The sequence below is a fragment of the Aquaspirillum sp. genome, assembly GCF_055136605.1.
In genome coordinates this window covers 51,013-70,437 of the sequence record NZ_JBSQVP010000004.1, presented here as the reverse complement: position 1 = coordinate 70,437, position 19,425 = coordinate 51,013, and the positions used below count along the sequence as shown (strand labels likewise).

The window sequence follows — 19,425 nt, the reverse complement described above, 5'->3', positions numbered from 1 at the left end:
CTTGCCCGTTTTTTTGAGCAGAGATTGTTACTGTGCTCATCATCTCAAACGAGATGAGTTGCAACATCAGTTTCCTGAAATTTAAGCCATCACGGACAGCGCCCTCCACTGATGAACCCAACCGCGTTGAGAGGGAGAGTCGGCGTTGATCTACGCTAAGATGCGCCGTGGGCTGTGTCCGGTATCGAGCCGCAGTTTAGCACTGATACTGGGTTTTGTGTGCGGGCAAACTGTGGAAATTTCCGCAACAAATGCGAATTATCTTGTGTCTTATATAAGACCTATCTGGACGGTGAAGGGTATTTAATGCTAAAAAGCGCCATGTCACAACAGACGCAACTTCCGAAACCAGATTACCAGCCGCTCTACGCGCAAATTCACCACCATTTGGCGAGTCGAATTGCACAGGGTGAATGGCAACCGCACGAGGCTTTGCCAAGCGAATGGGATTTAGCTGACGCGCTTGGGGTGAGCCAAGGCACGGTCAGAAAAGCACTGACTGATCTGGTACGGGATGGCTGGTTGTACCGACAACAAGGACGCGGCACATTTGTTGCGCCGAGCCTCAGCGAGTGGGGCGGGGCTGATTTAGTCAGTCCACTGGGATTTACCGAACAAGCAGAACGGCCAATCGGTGAACTGATTGGTTGTTCCAAAGTCAATGCAGCAGATGAGATTGCCGAAGGCCTGGGTCTGCGGCGCGGCGCACCGGTGTATCGGATCCGTAAGCTGTGGCGACTCGAAGGGGTCCCGATAGCAATGGATGACGCTTATTGTCCAGTTGAACCCTATCCGGGGATTGATGCCCGACAATTGCGGCAGCATGAAGGTAGTCTTTATCAACTGTTAGAACGACAGCACGCAATGCGAGTTCGCTTTCGGACTTCACTGTTGCGGGCAGTCATACCGGGACGAGAAGATTTACAACTTTTACGTCCCGAAGATGGCACAGCTCCAATGCTAGCCATCATCAGAATCGCTGAAAGCTGGTCAGGCGAAGCCGTAGAGTGGCGGTATCGTCTGTGTCGCTGTACACGCTGGGCTTACCGGCCCAGTGTGTGATGCGTTTCTTGTTTTGTCATGGCTGTGCGGACACCCCGCGCCGACAAAACAGGTAAACAAACCCGAGGACAAACGGGTTTTTTGCTAGAATCCGGCCCTTCGATCACTAAGCAGTCATCTGCTGGGGTTCGGAAAGCAGGTCGCGACGAGCGCCGCCGCGGCCGGATGCGGTTCCGGGGTAACCCGGAGTATTGTCAACCGTTCAGGTGTGTAGTTTCACAAGGAAACCTCCATGCAAGCCATGCAGAAGAAACGCCCCAAACACCTTGATCTGGGAAAAATCCGCTTGCCGTTGCCTGGCATCGTGTCGATTTTGCACCGGATCTCGGGTGTCGGACTCTTTTTCACCCTCCCTTTCATTATTTATCTTCTCGGCGGTTCCTTAAGTTCTGCTGAAGCCTTCGAAACCTACCGTACAGTCATCGCTCACCCTCTGGTGAAGCTGATCCTGTTGGGTCTGTTGTGGGCTTACATGCATCACTTCTGTGCCGGCCTGCGCTTTTTGGCTTTGGACTTCCACAAAGGTCTTGAGCTGCAAACCGCTCGCTCCACCGCTCGCACTGTCATCATCGTCAGCCTTGCCTTGACCGTCATTATCGGAGGTATGCTGTGGTAAATCGTATTGTTGTAGGTGCACGCTACGGTCTGCGCGATTGGATCATGCAACGTGCTACCGCCGTGGTGATGGCCATTTATACCTTCGGCTTGGTGTTGTTTTTGTTGACTATGCCAGGGACGTACGAAGGCTGGCAGGCTTTCTTCAAAACCACTTGGGTGCAAGTGTTGACCCAAACCACCATCATCGCCCTATTGTTGCATGTGTGGGTGGGTATTCGTGATGTGTGGATGGATTACATCAAACCTGTGGGTTTACGTTTAGCCTTACATCTGTTCACCATCGTTTGGTTGGTGGGCTGTCTGATTTATTCGATCAAAGTTGTTTGGGGGCTGTAATGAGTGTACCTGTCCGTCATTTTGACGCCGTGATCGTTGGGGCGGGTGGAGCCGGTATGCGCGCCGCCCTGCAATTGTCCGAAGCAGGTTTGAAGACTGCCGTTTTATCCAAAGTGTTCCCAACTCGTTCCCACACCGTGGCAGCACAAGGTGGGGTGTCGGCTTCCTTGGGTAACTCCGAGGCTGACCACTGGCACTGGCACATGTACGACACCGTTAAGGGGTCGGACTGGCTGGGCGACCAAGACGCGATTGAGTTTATGTGCCGTGAAGCACCTAACGTCGTGGTGGAGCTGGAACACTTTGGGATGCCATTCGACCGTAACGAAGACGGCACGATTTACCAGCGTCCATTCGGTGGCCACATGTCCAACTTCGGTGAAAAGCCAGTGCGTCGCGCCTGTGCTGCTGCCGACCGGACTGGCCATGCGATGTTACATGCCTTATACCAACGCAACGTGCGCGCAAACACCCATTTCTTTGTCGAATGGATGGCATTAGATCTGGTGCGTGACAGCGAAGGTCGCGTGCAAGGCGTGGTAGCCATGGAAATGGAAACCTCGGAAATCTACGTTTTCCAAGCCAAAGCGACTTTATTCGCCACTGGCGGCGCTGGCCGTATCTACTCTTCTTCAACCAACGCCTTTATTAACACGGGTGATGGTTTGGGGATGGCGGCTCGTGCAGGGATTCCATTAGAAGACATGGAATTCTGGCAATTCCACCCAACAGGTGTTGCCGGCGCAGGTGTGCTGATTACCGAAGGTGTGCGTGGTGAAGGTGGTATCTTGCGTAACGCGCAAGGTGAACGTTTCATGGAACGTTATGCACCGAACGCAAAAGACCTCGCCTCGCGTGACGTGGTGTCGCGTGCGATGGTGACAGAAATCAATGAAGGCCGTGGCTGTGGCCCAGCAAAAGACCATGTGTTGCTGGACATCACCCACTTAGACCCGAATGTGATTATGTCTAAGTTGCCTGGTATTCGCGAAATTTCGATCAAGTTTGCGGGTGTGGATCCCATCAAAGCACCGATTCCTGTTGTGCCAACCTGCCACTATCAAATGGGCGGTATCCCGACTAACTACAAAGGTGAAGTCGTGGTGGAAGATAAGGTGGTGGAAGGGTTCTATGCCGCCGGTGAGTGTGCGTGTGCTTCAGTGCATGGCGCCAACCGCCTAGGCACCAACTCGCTGCTCGACTTGTTGGTATTTGGTAAGTCGTCTGGTAACACCATGATTGACTACATCAAATCACAACCTAAATCGTTGCCAGAATTGGCCACTGCTGATGTTGACCGCGCTTTGGCTCGTGTAGCTCGTTTCGACAATCAAACTAGCGGTGTGGAAGTGGATGCTGCTCGCAGCGCAATGCAACGCACGATGCAGGCACATTGTGGTGTGTTCCGCTTCAAAGACATGCTGCAACAAGGTGTGACCAAGATTTTGGAAGTGGAAGAGATGGTGAAAAAGACCTTCATCCACGACAAATCGAAAGTGTGGAACACCGCTCGTGTCGAAGCGTTAGAGCTGGAAAACCTGATCGAAGTCGCCAAAGCCACCATGATTTCGGCCAACAACCGGACCGAATCGCGTGGTGCTCACGTGCGTGACGATGCGCCTGACACAGCAGAAACACCGAATGGCCGCGACGATAAGAACTGGTTGAAGCACACACTCTGGTATCGTGACGATAACCGTCTGGAGTACAAACCAGTCAACTTGAAGCCACTGACGGTTGAGACCATCGCGCTCAAGACCCGTTCTTACTAAGGGCACAAGATCATGACGACAACAACCTTGCAATTCCGCATCTATCGCTACAATCCTGACAAGGATGCAGCGCCCTATATGCAAGACATCGCTATCGAAGCTGACGAAACTGATCGTAAGCTGCTCGATGCTTTGGTGAAGTTAAAAGTGAAAGACGATACTTTATCGTTCCGTCGTTCCTGCCGCGAAGGTGTCTGTGGCTCGGATGCGATGAACATCAACGGTAAGAACGGCTTAGCTTGCTTGACCGATTTGAAAGATTTGAAACAGCCTATCGAACTGCGGCCTCTGCCCGGCTTGCCGATCATCCGCGATTTAATCGTGGACATGACCCAGTTCTTTAAACAGTATCACTCGATCAAACCGTACGTGCAAAACGACACACCGCCGCCCGAGCGCGAGCGTTTGCAATCGCCCGAAGACCGTAAAGAGTTGGATGGTTTGTACGAGTGCATTCTGTGTGCGTGCTGTTCGACATCGTGCCCGTCTTTCTGGTGGAACCCAGACAAATTCGTCGGCCCAGCTGGTTTGTTGGCTGCCTATCGCTTTATTGCTGATACTCGCGACTTGGCAACTAACGAACGTCTGGACAACTTAGACGATCCGTATCGTTTATTCCGCTGCCACACCATCATGAACTGTGTCGATGTGTGTCCTAAGGGGCTCAACCCTACTAAGGCCATCGGCAAGATCAAAGATCTCATGGTACGGCGCGCAGTATGAGCGATTCGGCACGGGCAGAAATCTCGGAAGTTGAGAAAAAGCGACAACGTTGGCGTTCGCGTCGGGGTTTGTTAGAGCTTGATCTTGTGATTACGCGATTTCTCGCCCAACACTATGACGCACTCACACCAGACCAATTTGCAGCTTATGTTGAGTTATTAGATTGGCCCGACAATGATCTGCTTGATCTGGTAAACGAGAAGTGCGATGTCGACGCGCCGCACCTCGCTGAAATTGTGGCGATGTTGCGTCGTGTTTAGGAAGGTGCCCCGCATGGACGGGGCACTGTCAAATGTAACTACTGGGAGTAATGCTGTGGAAAACAACCGCAAAGTCACGCTGACCTATAACGACGGCCAGAACTTAGATTTTCCAATCATGGAAGGCACACTGGGCCCAAACGTCGTTGACATCCGGTCTTTTGCCAAGACAGGCATGTTCACCTTCGACCCTGGTTTCTTGGCAACCGCTTCGTGCGAATCCAAGATTACCTTTATTGATGGTGATGTGGGGCAGCTCTACTACCGTGGTTACCCAATTGAGCAATTAGCAGAAGAATCCGACTTCTTGGAAAGCTGCTATTTGCTGTTAAACGGCGAATTGCCAAACGCAGAACAAAAAGCAGAATTCGACCGCAAAATCATGCGTCACAACATGATTCACGATCAGCTGCAAAATCTGTACAAAGGTTTCCGCCGCGACGCACACCCAATGGCGGTGATGGTGGGTGTGGTGGGCGCGTTGTCTGCGTTCTATCACGATTCACTGGATATCAACGATCCTCACCACCGCGAAGTGTCGGCACATCGCTTGATCGCTAAAGTGCCAACGATTGCAGCCCAAGCCTACCGTTACAACAAAGGTCTGCCTTTCAGCTACCCACGTAACGATTTGACCTATGCCGAGAACTTCTTGCACATGATGTTCTCGACACCATGCGAAGAATACAAAGTCAACAAAGTGTTAGCGCGTGCACTCGACCGCATCTTTATCCTGCATGCTGACCACGAACAAAATGCTTCGACTTCTACCGTTCGTCTGGCAGGTTCTTCTGGCGCTAACCCATTTGCGTGTATCGCTGCTGGTATCGCTTGCTTGTGGGGCCCATCGCACGGTGGCGCTAACGAAGCTGTGTTGAAGATGTTGGACGAAATCGGCTCGGTCGAAAACGTGCCAGCCTTTATGGAAGGCGTGAAAGCCAAAACGCATAAACTGATGGGCTTTGGTCACCGTGTTTACAAAAACATGGACCCACGCGCTGCCATTATGAAACGCACTTGTGATGAAGTATTGAACGAACTGGGCTTGCACAACGATCCTAAGTTCAAACTGGCCATGGCGCTGGAAAAAATCGCGTTGGAAGACGAATACTTCATCGAACGTAAACTGTATCCAAACGTTGACTTCTACTCTGGTATCGTGTTGTCGGCAATTGGTATCCCAGTATCGATGTTCACACCCATTTTTGCCTTAGCTCGTACTGTTGGCTGGATCAGCCACTGGACTGAAATGATTGCAGACCCAACCATGAAGATTGGTCGTCCGCGTCAGCTCTACACCGGCGCACCACGCCGTGACTACGTCGCTCTCGCCGATCGCAAATAAGCGATAGCGTGATGAAGGAGGCTGCATCACAGCCTCCAACCATCGCAGCGACACCAAAAACAACAGGCCGCTGGCAGCTGCCAAGCGGTCGAACGCTGCACTACCGTAATTAGGGTCGATAACACCATGATGCAAACCTTGTACAGCCATTCACACCTGTTTGGTGGGAATGCTCCCTTTATCGAGGAACTGTACGAACAGTACCTCGCGGATGCCAACAGCGTAACAGCTGAATGGCGTGATTATTTCGATAAGCTGCAGCAAACTCCCGGTGCAGCCGACCGTGACGTCCCTCATCATCCTATTCAAGAATCCTTCGTTCAACTCGCCAAACAACCTCGTGGTTTTGCGCGCAAGAGCGAAGTGGCCGAATGGGACGCCATGCAAAAACAAGTGGCAGTGCTGAAACTGATCTCGGCCTACCGCGTCATGGGTTCTCGTTGGGCAAATCTCGATCCGCTCAAACGGATGGACACGGCGCCCGTACCAGAACTCGATCCTGCATACCACGGCTTATCTGACGCTGATATGGCGGCACAGTTCAACACTGGTTCGTTAGTCGGCTTAGAAAAAGGTTCCTTGGCAGATATTCTCGCCCATCTGCGCCAGACGTACTGTGGCAGCATCGGCGTTGAATACATGCACATCATCGACTCGAAGCAAAAACGCTGGGTACAAGAACGCTTTGAAGGTTTGCGCTCGACCCCTCGCTATGATGTCGACACCAAAAAACGTGTATTAAAACAAGTCACCGCCGCTGAAACGCTAGAACGCTATTTGCATACCAAGTATGTGGGGCAAAAACGGTTCTCGCTCGAAGGTGGCGAGTCGATGATTGCTGCGTTAGACCGTCTGATTCAAGATGGCGGCAGCAAAGGCGTACAAGAAATTATCATCGGTATGGCCCACCGTGGTCGTCTCAATGTGTTGGTTAACACTTTGGGTAAATTACCACGCGATTTGTTCGCCGAATTCGAAGGCCGTCCTTCGGTTGAATTGCCATCTGGCGACGTGAAATACCACATGGGCTTCTCCACCGACTTGCCAACCCCCGGCGGTCCAGTCCATGTCTCGCTCGCGTTCAACCCTTCGCACTTAGAAATCGTCAACCCTGTGGTCGAAGGTTCGGTGCGTGCCCGTCAAGAACGTCGTAAAGACCTCGAACGCAAACAAGTGATTCCCGTGTTGATTCACGGTGATGCGGCGTTTGGTGGTTTAGGTGTGAACCAAGGGACATTCAACCTGTCCGGCACCCGTGGTTACGGCACCGGCGGTACCATTCACCTCGTGGTCAACAACCAAGTGGGCTTTACCACTTCCGACACCCGCGATATGCGTTCGACGCTGTATTGCACCGATGTCGCAAAAATGGTTGAAGCACCGATTTTCCACGTCAATGGTGATGATCCCGAAGCCGTCTGCTTTGTGATGCAGGCAGCGTTAGATTTCCGTAATGAATTCGGAAAAGATGTCGTCATCGACATGGTTTGCTTCCGTAAATTGGGCCACAACGAAGGTGATGACCCAATGCTGACGCAGCCGATGATGTACAAGAAAATCGCGAAACACCCCGGTGTGCGTGCCAAGTATGTCGAGCGCTTAGTCGCTGAAGGCGCGATTTCGCAAGAAGAAGCGGATGGTCTGATTGCCGCCTACCGCGCTGCTTTGGACAAAGGTGAACACGTTGAACAAACCGTGTTGACCAACTATCGCCGCGAACATGCCGTAGATTGGACACCTTACTTGGGTACCCACTGGGCACACCCAGTTAACACTGCCTTGCCAGTGACAGATATCCAACGCCTGACCGAAAAATTCACCACCGTCCCAGCAGATTTCAAACTGCACAACGCTGTGGCAAAAATTTTGGCTGCTCGCCGCGAAATGGCAGCGGGCACCCAAGCAATCGACTGGGGGATGGCAGAAACCTTAGCCTACGCCTCGTTGGTTGAATCGGGTCATCCGGTGCGTATTTCGGGTGAAGATTCTGGCCGTGGTACGTTTGCTCACCGCCATGCCGTATTGCACGATCAAAACCGCGAACGCTGGGATCAAGGCAGCTATGTGCCATTGCGCCATCTGTCCGATACCCAAGCCGATTTCTTGGTCATCGACTCGATTTTGAACGAAGAAGCGGTGTTAGCTTACGAATATGGCTACGCATGTTCTTCGCCTAACGAATTGGTCATCTGGGAAGCACAGTTCGGTGACTTCGCCAACGGTGCCCAAGTGGCTATCGACCAATTTATTGTGTCCGGTGAAACCAAGTGGGGCCGTCTGTGCGGTCTGACCATGATTCTGCCACACGGCTATGATGGTCAAGGCCCAGAGCATAGCTCGGCACGGGTTGAGCGTTATTTGCAGCTGTGTGCTGAGCACAACATTCAAGTGCTGATGCCATCGACAGCCGCCCAAATGTTCCACCTGCTGCGTCGCCAAGTATTGCGCCCATATCGCAAGCCATTGGTGGTGATGCTGTCCAAGCGTCTGTTGCGCTACAAAGATTCGATGTCTTCGCTCGACGATATCGCTCACGGCAGCTTCTTGCCAGTGATTGCCGATAACGACGTGGCAGACGGCAAGAAAATCAAACGGGTGCTGCTGTGCGCGGGTCAGGTGTACTACGATTTGCTCAATGCACGTAAAGAACGTGAATTGCAAAACGACATCGCCATCTTGCGTGTTGAACAACTCTATCCCTTCCCCACCGAACAGTTGGGTGAAGAGCTGGCGAAATACCCGAACGCCAAAGAAATCGTTTGGGTACAAGAAGAGCCGAAGAACCAAGGCGCGTGGTACCAAATCCGCCATCGTCTTGAAGCGCAAATCAAACCTAAGCAAACGCTGGGTTTTGCCGGTCGTCCATCCTCGGCCTCGCCAGCAGTCGGTTATATGTCGAAACACGTTGCCCAGCTGAAACAGCTGCTCAACGACGCCATGACCTTAAACAAATAATTTCACCCTGTGAAGCATATCGGCGGGTCGGTGATACCCGCCGTCTGGAGAAGACCGAATGAGCCTGATCGAAGTTACTGTCCCACAGTTGCCAGAATCCGTTTCCGAAGCCACCTTGATGAGCTGGCACAAAAAAGCGGGTGAATACGTCAATCGTGATGAAAACCTGATCGACCTTGAAACCGACAAAGTCGTGTTGGAATTGCCAGCACCACAAGCCGGTGTCTTAGTTGAAATCGTACAAAATGATGGTGCAACTGTGACCAGCGGCCAGTTGATTGCGCGTATCGACACCGCAGCCCAAGCCGGCGCTACCGCTGCACCTGTGGCCGCAACCGCTGCTCAACCTGCCGCAACCACCACTGCCGCTGCTGCTGATACCTCGGCTCAAGCGGGTCACAACCAAGTGATGGCCATGCCAGCTGCCAAAAAACTGGCAGCAGAAACCGGCGTTGAATTGGCTGGTTTGCAAGGCTCTGGCCGCGATGGTCGTGTCTTGAAAGAAGATGTCGTTGCCGCAGCGAACAAACCTGCTGCCGCACCTGCTATTGCTGCCCCAGCTGTCAACGTGGCCACCCTGTTGGGCGACCGCCCAGAACAACGCGTGCCAATGAGCCGCCTGCGTCAACGTGTTGCCGAACGTCTGGTGCAATCGCAACAAACCAACGCCATCCTCACCACCTTCAATGAAGTGAACATGAAGCCGGTGATGGATCTACGTAACAAATACAAAGACAAGTTCGAAAAAGAACACGGCATCAAGCTGGGCTTTATGGGCTTCTTTGTCAAAGCGGCTGTAGCTGCATTGAAAAAATACCCAGTATTGAACGCCTCGGTTGATGGCACCGATATCATTTACCACGGTTATTTTGATGTGGGTGTGGCCGTGGGCAGCCCACGTGGTTTAGTGGTGCCAGTGATCCGCAATGCTGATTTGTTGTCGTTGGCCGATATCGAGCGTCAGATTGCCGACTTCGGTAAGCGTGCCCAAGAAGGGAAATTGACGGTTGAAGAACTGACCGGCGGCACTTACACCATCTCGAATGGCGGGACTTTTGGTTCGATGATGTCAACCCCAATCATCAACCCACCACAATCTGCCATCCTTGGTATGCACGCCACCAAAGAACGTGCGATGGTTGAAAATGGCCAAGTTGTAGTGCGTCCAATGATGTACTTGGCACAATCTTACGACCACCGCATCATCGACGGTCGCGAAGCAGTGTTATCTTTAGTGGCCATCAAAGAAGCCATCGAAGACCCAGCACGCCTGTTGCTCGATCTGTAAGCCGCTCGGCTTAGTCTGAAGTTGGACGGATGACACCATCCGTCCTCGCCACACCGACACAAGGAAACATCATGGCTCAACAATTCGATGTCGTCGTTATCGGCGGCGGACCAGGCGGCTACGTTGCCGCCATCCGTGCGGCTCAACTCGGTTTTAACACGGCTTGCGTTGATGCGTTTAAAAACCCAGAAGGCAAGCCTAGCCTCGGTGGTACCTGCTTAAACGTGGGTTGCATCCCTTCCAAAGCCTTGCTGCAATCTTCTGAAAACTTCCACGCCACCACCCACGACTTTGCCGCACACGGCATCAGCGTCGAAGGAGTGAAGATGGACGTGGCACAAATGCTCAAGCGCAAAAACGACATCATCGGTAAGAACGCCGGTGGTATCAGCTTCTTGTTCAAGAAAAACAAAGTTGCCAATGTGCATGGCCTCGCTCGTTTACTCGGTCGCCAAAATGAAAAATGGCAAATCGAAGTCAGCGATAACGGCGCTGTGGTTGATACATTAGAAGCCACGCATGTCATCGTGGCAACAGGGTCTAATCCACGTCCGCTGCCGGGTGTGACCATCGACAACCAGCGCGTGCTCGACAATGCGGGTGCCTTGGCGATGACCGAAGTGCCTGCACGCTTGGGCGTGATTGGTGCTGGCGTGATTGGTCTGGAAATGGGTTCGGTTTGGAAACGCTTAGGCGCAGACGTCACCGTGTTGGAAGCCGCAGAGACCTTCTTGCCTGCCGTTGACCAACAGATTGCCAAAGAAGCCCACAAAACCCTGACCAAAGAGACAGGTCTGGCGATTTTCAATGGCGTCAAAATCCAATCCATCACCGCTGGCGACAGCAACGTCACTGTCAACTATGAGTTGGCAGGCGAAGCAAAAACGCTGGAAGTGGACAAATTGATTGTTGCCATCGGTCGTGTGCCTAACACCGCCGGCTTGGGTGCGGACACAGTGGGTCTGCAAGTTGATGAGCGCGGTTTTATCGTGGTTGATGATCACTGCCACACCAATTTGCCCAATATCTGGGCAATCGGTGATGTGGTGCGTGGCCCGATGTTGGCACACAAGGCCAGTGAAGAAGGTGTTGCAGTTGCTGAGCGCATCGCAGGGCAAAAACCACACGTTGATTTCAACATGATTCCGTGGGTGATTTACACCCATCCAGAAATCGCTTGGGTTGGTAAAACCGAAGAACAACTCAAAGCGGCTGGTGTGGAATACAAAAAAGGCACCTCGGGCTTTGCTGCCAATGGCCGCGCCTTGGGCTTAGGGATGGCACAAGGCACTGTAAAAGTCTTGGCCTGCGCCAAAACAGACCGTATCCTTGGCGTTCACATCATCGGGCCGATGGCGTCCGAATTGGTGGCTGAGGCGGTGGTGGCAATGGAATTCTCCGCTTCGAGCGAAGACATTGCTCGTATCGTACATGCCCATCCTTCGCTCAGCGAAGTGTTGCATGAAGCATGCTTGGCAGCGGACAAACGCGCACTGCATGGCTAATGCCAGTTGCGGTGCAAGGGCTTATACTTTGCATCGCAACACCCAAAACTCCTCACCTTTACACAAGAGAAGAGAATAAACGATGAATCTGCACGAATACCAAGCGAAAGAGCTGCTGGCTAAATATGGCCTGCCGGTGCAACAAGGCATCCTCGCCACCAACGGTGAAGAAGCTGCGGCTGCGTTTGACCAAATGGGCGGCAAATTTGCTGTCATCAAAGCCCAAGTCCATGCCGGTGGCCGTGGTAAGGCAGGTGGCGTGAAAGTGGTGAAAAGCCGTGAAGAAGCCGCAGACGTGGCAAACGGCTTGATTGGTAAAAATCTGATCACTTACCAAACCGATGCCAACGGCCAGCCTGTCAACAGCGTGCTGGTGTGCGAAGACATGTACCCTGTACAACGTGAGTTGTACCTCGGTGCAGTGGTTGACCGTTCTTCCCGCCGTGTCACCTTCATGGCTTCGACCGAAGGCGGTGTGGAAATTGAAGAAGTGGCGCACAACACGCCAGAAAAAATTCTGAAAGTGACCGTTGATCCGCTGGTGGGTTTGTTGCCTTTCCAAGCGCGTGATGTGGCTTTTGCTTTGGGTTTAGAAGGCAAACAAATCAACGAATTCGTGAAATTGATGACCGGTGCTTACCAAGCCTTCGTCGAAAACGATTTCGCCTTGTTTGAAATCAACCCACTGGCTATCCGTGGTGATGGCTCCTTGGCTTGCGTGGATGCCAAAATCGGCATCGACTCTAACGCGCTGTATCGTTTGCCTGCTGTTGCTGCCTTGCGTGACAAATCGCAAGAAAACGAACGCGAACTGAAAGCCTCCGAATTCGACCTGAACTATGTTGCTTTGGAAGGTAACATTGGTTGTATGGTGAACGGTGCTGGTTTGGCGATGGCGACCATGGACATCATCAAACTGAAAGGTGGCCAGCCAGCTAACTTCTTGGACGTCGGCGGTGGCGCAACCAAAGAGCGCGTGATCGAAGCGTTCAAACTGATTTTGGCTGATCCTTCGGTCAAAGGCGTGTTGATTAACATCTTCGGTGGTATCGTGCGTTGTGACATGATCGCAGAGGCGATTATCGCTGCGGTGAAAGAAGTCAACGTGACAGTCCCTGTCGTAGTGCGTTTGGAAGGTAACAATGCCGAACTGGGCGCAAAACTGCTGGATGAATCCGGTCTGCAATTGATCTCGGCCCAAGGTCTGAATGACGCTGCCGAGAAAATTGTTGCCCAATTGGCTGCAGTCTGATCCACCGCACTTACGGAGTGAACCATGAGCGTACTCGTTAACAAAAATACTAAAGTGCTGGTGCAAGGTTTTACCGGCAAAAACGGCACTTTCCATTCTGAACAAGCGATTGCCTACGGCACCCAAGTGGTCGGTGGCGTGACCCCAGGCAAAGGTGGCAGCACTCACCTCAATCTGCCGGTGTTCAACACCATGAAAGAAGCTGTCCGCGAAACCCAAGCTGACGCTTCGGTGATCTATGTGCCAGCCCCTTTCGTGTTGGATTCGATTGTGGAAGCCGTGGATGCTGGCATCAAATTGATCGTGACCATCACCGAAGGCGTGCCAACATTGGACATGCTGAAGGCCAAACGTTATATCGAGCAAACCGGTGGCGTGCGTCTGATCGGGCCAAACTGCCCAGGTATCATCACTCCAGGTGAATGTAAAATCGGCATTATGCCTGGCCATATTCACCAACCAGGTAAAATCGGTATCGTGTCGCGCTCCGGCACCTTGACCTACGAAGCAGTGGCACAAACCACCGCCGCTGGTTTAGGTCAATCGACATGTATCGGTATCGGTGGCGACCCCATCCCTGGTACCAGCCACATTGATGCCTTGGAACTGTTCCAAAACGATCCACAGACTGAAGCCATCATCATGATTGGTGAAATCGGTGGTACCGCTGAAGAAGAAGCCGCTGAATATGCAAAAGCCCATGTGACCAAGCCAATCGTTGGTTACATTGCTGGTGTCACCGCACCAAAAGGCAAACGCATGGGTCATGCTGGTGCGATTATCTCGGGCGGTAAAGGCACTGCTGAAGAGAAATTTGCTGCTTTCGAAAAAGCAGGTATCCGCTACACCCGCAGCCCAGCTGAATTGGGCAGCACCATGGTGGCACTGTTGAAAGAAAAAGGCATGCTGTAATCTGGGTAGCCATCTAGCCTAGATGAAAAAAGGGAAGCTCAGTGGCTTCCCTTTTTGCTTGCTAACGCGGTTGAAAATTAAACCACGCCCTGCTCAATCATCGCATCAGCCACTTTACGGAAACCAGCGATGTTGGCACCTAACACCAAATTACGCTCAGCACCAAATTCGCGAGCCGTTTCACTCGCTGATTGATAAATCCCCGCCATAATGCGCTGCAATTTGCTATCGACTTCTTCAAAAGTCCATTGCTGCATACTGGCATTTTGTGCCATTTCTAATTGGCTGGTTGCCACACCACCTGCGTTGGCCGCTTTACCCGGGCCATACAAAATATTAGCAGCCAAGAAAGCTTCCACCGCTTCTTGTGTAGAAGGCATATTGGCACCTTCTGCCACTAAGGTGCAGCCGTTTTTCAGTAATTCTTTGGCATCTTCGCCATTGAGTTCATTTTGTGTTGCGGAAGGGAAAGCGGCATCACATGGCACCGACCAAACCAAATTACGACCCGCTGGATAATCGCTGACCGGCACAAAACGCACACCACCGCGACGTTTAGCGTATTCAGCCAAAGAGGTACGTTCAACCTCTTTGACTTGCTTCAACAGCGCAAGATCAATCCCTGCTGGGTCGTGAACAAAACCGGAGGAATCACTCACGGTGATCGGTTTGGCACCAAAATGATAGAGTTTTTCTACGGTATAAATCGCCACATTACCGGCACCTGACACCGCACATTGTTTGCCTTCCAAGCTCTCACCAATGTCACGCAACATATTGTCAGCGAAATAGACAGTGCCATACCCAGTGGCTTCTTTCCGACCAAGAGAGCCACCCCATTTCAATCCTTTACCGGTCAACACGCCTTCATAGCTGCCAGTCAGTTTTTTATATTGGCCGTACATATAGCCAATTTCACGCGCACCAACGCCGATGTCTCCCGCTGGCACATCGACGGTTGCACCAACATGGCGATAGAGTTCATTCATAAATGCTTGGCAGAAGCGCATGATTTCTTGCTCGGATTTCCCTTTAGGATCGAAGTTCGAGCCACCTTTGCCGCCGCCAATCGCTAAGCCAGTCAGCGCATTTTTAAAAATCTGTTCAAAACCTAGAAACTTGATAATGCCGGCGTTGACACTTGGATGAAAACGGATACCGCCTTTGTAAGGCCCCAAGGCAGAGTTAAATTGCACACGATAGCCTTTGTTGACCTGTACTTGGCCGCGATCATCCACCCATGCCACACGGAACATAATTTGCCGCTCGGGCTCGACAATACGGTCGATAATCCCGTACTTGCGATATTTGGGGTCGTTGTCTAATAGGGGACGCAAAGATAACAACACTTCTTCGCAGGCTTGATAGAACTCATGTTGGGCTGGGCTGGTGCGATTGAGGTGAGCAATCGTATCGGCAACGTAAGGCATCAAAAGCTCCTAGAACATAAAGAGAAATAGTGGCAACACAAAAACAGTGCATGACTTACAGATATTGCACTAAATTTGCGCAAAGATTACTCCTTTATGATGTCGCTTTGCAATAATTTTGTGTGCCAAAAACGAAAAACGCCCCAAATAGGGGCGTTTCGGTGTTTCAAAATAGTGCGTAAATTAGCCAAATTTACCAGTAATATAGTCTTCAGTGGCTTTTTGCTTCGGTGCCGTAAAGATTGTGTCGGTATCACCAAACTCGATCAAATCGCCAAGATACATATAAGCGGTGTAATCAGATACCCGTGCCGCCTGCTGCATATTGTGCGTCACAATCGCAATGGTGTAGTTTTCTTTCAACTCGTTCACCAACTCTTCGATTTGTGCTGTGGAAATTGGATCGAGCGCCGAGGTCGGTTCATCCAATAACAATACTTCTGGCTTCGAGGCCACGGCACGCGCAATACATAGCCGCTGTTGCTGACCACCGGATAAAGAGTGACCCGACTGTTTCAGCTTGTCTTTCACTTCCTCCCACAGCGCCGCCTTACGCAACGCCCATTCCACCCGATCATCCATTTCGGATTTACTGAGTTTTTCGTATAACTTCACCCCAAAGGTTACATTGTCATAAATCGACATCGGGAATGGGGTCGGTTTTTGAAACACCATACCGACTTTGGCACGCAGTAAGTTGATATCGACGTCTTTGTCGAGGATGTTTTTACCATCCATCACAATCTGTCCTTCAGCACGCAAGCCGGGATAGAGTTCATACATGCGGTTGAAAATCCGCAACAGCGTCGATTTACCGCAACCGGATGGGCCAATAAACGCCGTGACTTTTTTCGAAGCAATCGACAGATTGATGTTTTTCAGCGCATGAAAGCCGCCGTAGTAAAAATTGAGATCTTTGACTTGCAGTTTGGTGGTATCAGTAGTCATGACGGAAACCTTATTATTGCGAATTATTTTGTTTGCCTAACCAGCGGGCAAGCACGTTCAAACCCAATACGCTGACGGTAATCAACAGCGCACCAGCCCAAGCCAAAGCATGCCAATCTTCATACGGGCTCATGGCAAACTGGAAAATCACCACCGGTAAGTTGGCCATCGGTTGATTCATATTGCTGCTCCAGAACTGGTTGTTCAGTGCAGTGAATAACAACGGGGCAGTTTCACCAGAAATCCGCGCCACAGCCAATAAAATACCGGTCAAGACACCTGCTTTAGACGCACGCAGGGTCACCATCATCACCACTTTCCATTGTGGTGCCCCCAAAGCCGCCGCGGCTTCACGTAAGGTGTTCGGCACCAAACGCAGCATATTTTCGGTCGTCCGCACCACCACCGGCACCACGATAATCGCTAGCGCCAGCGCCCCCGCCCAACCAGAGAAATGGCCGACAGAGATCACGTAGATTTCATAGACAAACAAGCCAATCACAATTGAAGGGGCTGACAGCAGAATATCGTTGATGAAACGGGTGGCAGGGGCCAACCAGCCACGCTCGCCAAACTCGGCCAAATACACCCCAGCCAAAATGCCAATTGGGGTACCAATTAAGGTGCCAAACAACGTCATCAACAAACTACCGTAAATAGCATTGGCCAAACCACCAGTACTGCCGGGGGGCGGGGTGCTTTGAGTAAAGACCGATAAGTTAATCCCACCCAAACCATAGCTAAACAAGGTCCACAGAATCCACACCAGCCAGAACAAACCGAATCCGACAGCCAACATCGACATCACCATATTGATGCTGTTGACGACGCGGCGCTGGCGATACAAGTTATGATCCATGCGCATACTCTCCGTTAGGTTTTCTTACCTTCGTTTTTCGATAAGCGCAGCAGTAACAGTTTTGCGCAAGCCAACACCACAAAAGTGATAAAGAACAGAATCAAACCTAATTCAATCAGTGCCGAAACGTGTAAGCCTTCTTGCGCCTCAGCAAATTCATTGGCCAAAGCCGAAGCAATCGAGTTACCAGGATCCATCAACGAGCCTGTGATTTGATAGGCATTACCAATCACAAAGGTTACTGCCATTGTTTCACCTAAAGCACGACCCAAACCCAACATAATGCCGCCAATCACCCCTGCTTTGGTGTAAGGCAATACCACATAACGCACCACTTCCCATGTGGTAGCACCAAGGCCGTAGGCAGATTCTTTTAACATCACTGGCACAATTTCAAACACATCGCGCATCACCGAGGCAATAAACGGAATCACCATAATGCCGAGGATCAAACCAGCGGTGAACACACCAATCCCCATCGGCGCACCTTGGAACAAGAAACCGATGCCGGGCAGATGACCGAGGTTTTCGATAATCCAAGGTTGAACATGATCGGCAAACAGCGGGGCAAAGACAAACAAACCCCACATACCGTAAATAATCGAAGGAATGCCTGCCAACAATTCAATCGCTACGCCAATCGGACGGCGCAACCAGGCAGGACATAACTCAGTCAGAAATAAGGCAATACCGAAACTCACCGGCACACCGATAAGCAAGGCAATAAACGCAGTGACCAAGGTGCCATAAATGGGCGCGAGGGCACCAAAGTTTTCAGCAACCGGATCCCATGAACTGCTGAATAAAAAACTGAATCCAAAAGATTGGAGGGTTGGCATCGCCCCGATAATCAGGGAAATAATGATGCCGATTAAGGTAGCAAGTACCAGAAACGCAAAACCGCGAGTAGTGCCTCGGAATAAGGTATCTAGGCGGCGCTGCATTTTGAGGGTGTTCTCAATGTGCTGGGCGTGCATGTCACTCTCTCAGGCTGACCGACAAAAAAGCCGGGGTTACCCCCGGCCTGTGATAGACCCATCTGCTTTCCGTCCACTCACAGCCGAAAAGCAGACGTTAGCAAGGGGCAAAAAATTAGTTATTCCAAACTGGTTTGCCGCTGGTGTCGGTGATGTTAGCTTTCCAGTGTGCACGAATTTGGTTAGCCACCACATCTGGCAGTGGGATGTAATCCAAGTCCAAGGCCAGTTTGCCACCCTCTTTATATGCCCAATCAAAGAACTTCAGGGTTTCCAAACCTTGTTCTGGTTTGTCCTGTTTCTTTTGCATCAGGATGAAGGTTGCACCAACGATAGGATAAGATCCCTTACCTGCTTGGTCAGTCAGGATTTCGTAGAAACCAGGCGCATTTTTCCAATCTGCATTAGCAGCAGCAGCTTTAAAGCTTTCTTCGCTTGGCAAGGCAAATTGACCATCTTTGTTTTTCACCGCGCCGTAGGTAATTTTGTTTTGCTTGGCGTAGGCATATTCAACGTAACCTAAGCCGCCTTTGATACGGGTCACGTAGTTCGCTACCCCTTCATTACCTTTACCACCCACACCGACAGGCCAGCTCACCGCTGTACCTTCACCGACTTTTTGTTTCCAATCTGCCGATACTTTGGACAAGTAGTTGGTCCAAATGAAGGTCGTACCCGAACCATCTGAACGGCGTACGATAGTGATAGCTTGATCTGGCAAGTTCACACCGGGGTTTAATTGACGAATTGCAGGGTCATTCCACTTACTTACCTTACCCAGATAGATATCCGCCAACAGTGGGCCAGTAAATTTCAAGCCGGTTTGCACACCCGGAACGTTAAAAATTGGCACCACACCACCCACGACAGTGGGGAACTGTAATAAACCATCTTTTGCCAGTTGTTCTGGCTTCAGCGGCATATCAGAGGCACCGAAATCCACCGTTTTCGACACAATCTGTTTAATCCCACCACCAGAACCAATCGATTGATAGTTGACTGAATGGTTGGTCTTCGCCTTGTAGGCTTCCGCCCATTTTGCATACAAAGGATAGGGGAAAGTTGCACCAGCACCAGTGATATTGGCGGCAGCGGCATAACCTGACAACATTGCACCGGCCACAGTCAGTGCGGCGGTAAGGCGAACAGTGTGTTTCATGCTGGGAAGCTCCGTGCGAAATGG

The 19,425-nt window shown here is 51.4% G+C and carries 17 protein-coding genes; 12 read left to right on the top strand and 5 right to left on the bottom strand.

Going from position 1 to position 19,425, the window contains the following annotated elements:
• Positions 1-306 precede the first annotated feature (306 nt).
• From ACTBZS_RS01755 to sucD, 12 genes are all read left to right on the top strand, one after another.
• Positions 307-1,062, top strand: a complete 756-nt coding sequence (locus tag ACTBZS_RS01755; RefSeq protein ID WP_460430885.1) for a GntR family transcriptional regulator — start codon at positions 307-309, stop codon at positions 1,060-1,062.
• Positions 1,063-1,303: 241 nt separating this feature from the next.
• Positions 1,304-1,678 (top strand): succinate dehydrogenase, cytochrome b556 subunit, encoded by a 375-nt coding sequence (gene sdhC, locus ACTBZS_RS01750; RefSeq protein ID WP_027405286.1) that lies wholly within the window; start codon positions 1,304-1,306, stop codon positions 1,676-1,678.
• The gene (gene sdhD, locus ACTBZS_RS01745) at positions 1,672-2,016 is read left to right on the top strand and encodes a succinate dehydrogenase, hydrophobic membrane anchor protein (RefSeq protein ID WP_022653896.1); all 345 of its coding nucleotides are present in this window, start codon (positions 1,672-1,674) and stop codon (positions 2,014-2,016) included. Before sdhC ends, sdhD begins: the two co-directional genes overlap by 7 nt.
• Positions 2,016-3,788 carry a succinate dehydrogenase flavoprotein subunit gene (gene sdhA / locus ACTBZS_RS01740; protein ID WP_022653897.1) on the top strand — a complete coding sequence of 591 codons (1,773 nt, stop codon included), beginning with the start codon at positions 2,016-2,018 and terminating at the stop codon, positions 3,786-3,788. Before sdhD ends, sdhA begins: the two co-directional genes overlap by 1 nt.
• A 12-nt stretch (positions 3,789-3,800) precedes the next feature.
• The gene (locus ACTBZS_RS01735) at positions 3,801-4,511 is read left to right on the top strand and encodes a succinate dehydrogenase iron-sulfur subunit (RefSeq protein WP_022653898.1); all 711 of its coding nucleotides are present in this window, start codon (positions 3,801-3,803) and stop codon (positions 4,509-4,511) included.
• Positions 4,508-4,771 carry an FAD assembly factor SdhE gene (locus tag ACTBZS_RS01730; protein ID WP_022653899.1) on the top strand — a complete coding sequence of 88 codons (264 nt, stop codon included), beginning with the start codon at positions 4,508-4,510 and terminating at the stop codon, positions 4,769-4,771. Before ACTBZS_RS01735 ends, ACTBZS_RS01730 begins: the two co-directional genes overlap by 4 nt.
• Before the next feature lie 55 nt (positions 4,772-4,826).
• Positions 4,827-6,116 (top strand): citrate synthase, encoded by a 1,290-nt coding sequence (gltA, locus tag ACTBZS_RS01725; RefSeq protein ID WP_460430886.1) that lies wholly within the window; start codon positions 4,827-4,829, stop codon positions 6,114-6,116.
• A gap of 126 nt (positions 6,117-6,242) precedes the next feature.
• Entirely contained in the window at positions 6,243-9,071 is a 2,829-nt protein-coding gene (locus tag ACTBZS_RS01720) for a 2-oxoglutarate dehydrogenase E1 component (RefSeq protein WP_463043096.1), read from the top strand.
• 58 nt (positions 9,072-9,129) lie between these two features.
• Positions 9,130-10,359: a 2-oxoglutarate dehydrogenase complex dihydrolipoyllysine-residue succinyltransferase gene (gene odhB / locus ACTBZS_RS01715; protein WP_463043095.1), complete on the top strand. Its 1,230-nt coding sequence runs from the start codon at positions 9,130-9,132 to the stop codon at positions 10,357-10,359.
• Between the two features lie 71 nt (positions 10,360-10,430).
• Positions 10,431-11,864, top strand: coding sequence for a dihydrolipoyl dehydrogenase (gene lpdA, locus ACTBZS_RS01710; protein ID WP_022653903.1), 1,434 nt, complete (start codon positions 10,431-10,433; stop codon positions 11,862-11,864).
• An 82-nt stretch (positions 11,865-11,946) separates the two neighbouring features.
• Positions 11,947-13,116, top strand: a complete 1,170-nt coding sequence (sucC, locus tag ACTBZS_RS01705) for an ADP-forming succinate--CoA ligase subunit beta (RefSeq protein ID WP_460430888.1) — start codon at positions 11,947-11,949, stop codon at positions 13,114-13,116.
• Between the two features lie 24 nt (positions 13,117-13,140).
• On the top strand, positions 13,141-14,028 hold the full coding sequence (sucD, locus tag ACTBZS_RS01700) for a succinate--CoA ligase subunit alpha (protein WP_022653905.1): 888 nt from the start codon (positions 13,141-13,143) through the stop codon (positions 14,026-14,028).
• A gap of 77 nt (positions 14,029-14,105) precedes the next feature.
• Here sucD and gdhA read toward each other — a convergent pair whose 3' ends face one another.
• From gdhA to pstS, 5 genes are all read right to left on the bottom strand, one after another.
• Positions 14,106-15,458 (bottom strand): NADP-specific glutamate dehydrogenase, encoded by a 1,353-nt coding sequence (gene gdhA, locus ACTBZS_RS01695; protein ID WP_460430889.1) that lies wholly within the window; start codon positions 15,456-15,458, stop codon positions 14,106-14,108.
• Positions 15,459-15,641: 183 nt separating this feature from the next.
• The gene (gene pstB, locus ACTBZS_RS01690) at positions 15,642-16,406 is read right to left on the bottom strand and encodes a phosphate ABC transporter ATP-binding protein PstB (protein WP_460430890.1); all 765 of its coding nucleotides are present in this window, start codon (positions 16,404-16,406) and stop codon (positions 15,642-15,644) included.
• Positions 16,407-16,419: 13 nt separating this feature from the next.
• The gene (gene pstA / locus ACTBZS_RS01685; RefSeq protein WP_460430891.1) at positions 16,420-17,265 is read right to left on the bottom strand and encodes a phosphate ABC transporter permease PstA; all 846 of its coding nucleotides are present in this window, start codon (positions 17,263-17,265) and stop codon (positions 16,420-16,422) included.
• Positions 17,266-17,279: 14 nt separating this feature from the next.
• A complete protein-coding gene (gene pstC / locus ACTBZS_RS01680; protein WP_460430892.1) occupies positions 17,280-18,242 on the bottom strand; it encodes a phosphate ABC transporter permease subunit PstC in 963 nt (320 codons plus the stop codon).
• A 115-nt stretch (positions 18,243-18,357) separates the two neighbouring features.
• Positions 18,358-19,401: a phosphate ABC transporter substrate-binding protein PstS gene (gene pstS / locus ACTBZS_RS01675; protein WP_460430893.1), complete on the bottom strand. Its 1,044-nt coding sequence runs from the start codon at positions 19,399-19,401 to the stop codon at positions 18,358-18,360.
• Positions 19,402-19,425: the final 24 nt, after the last annotated feature.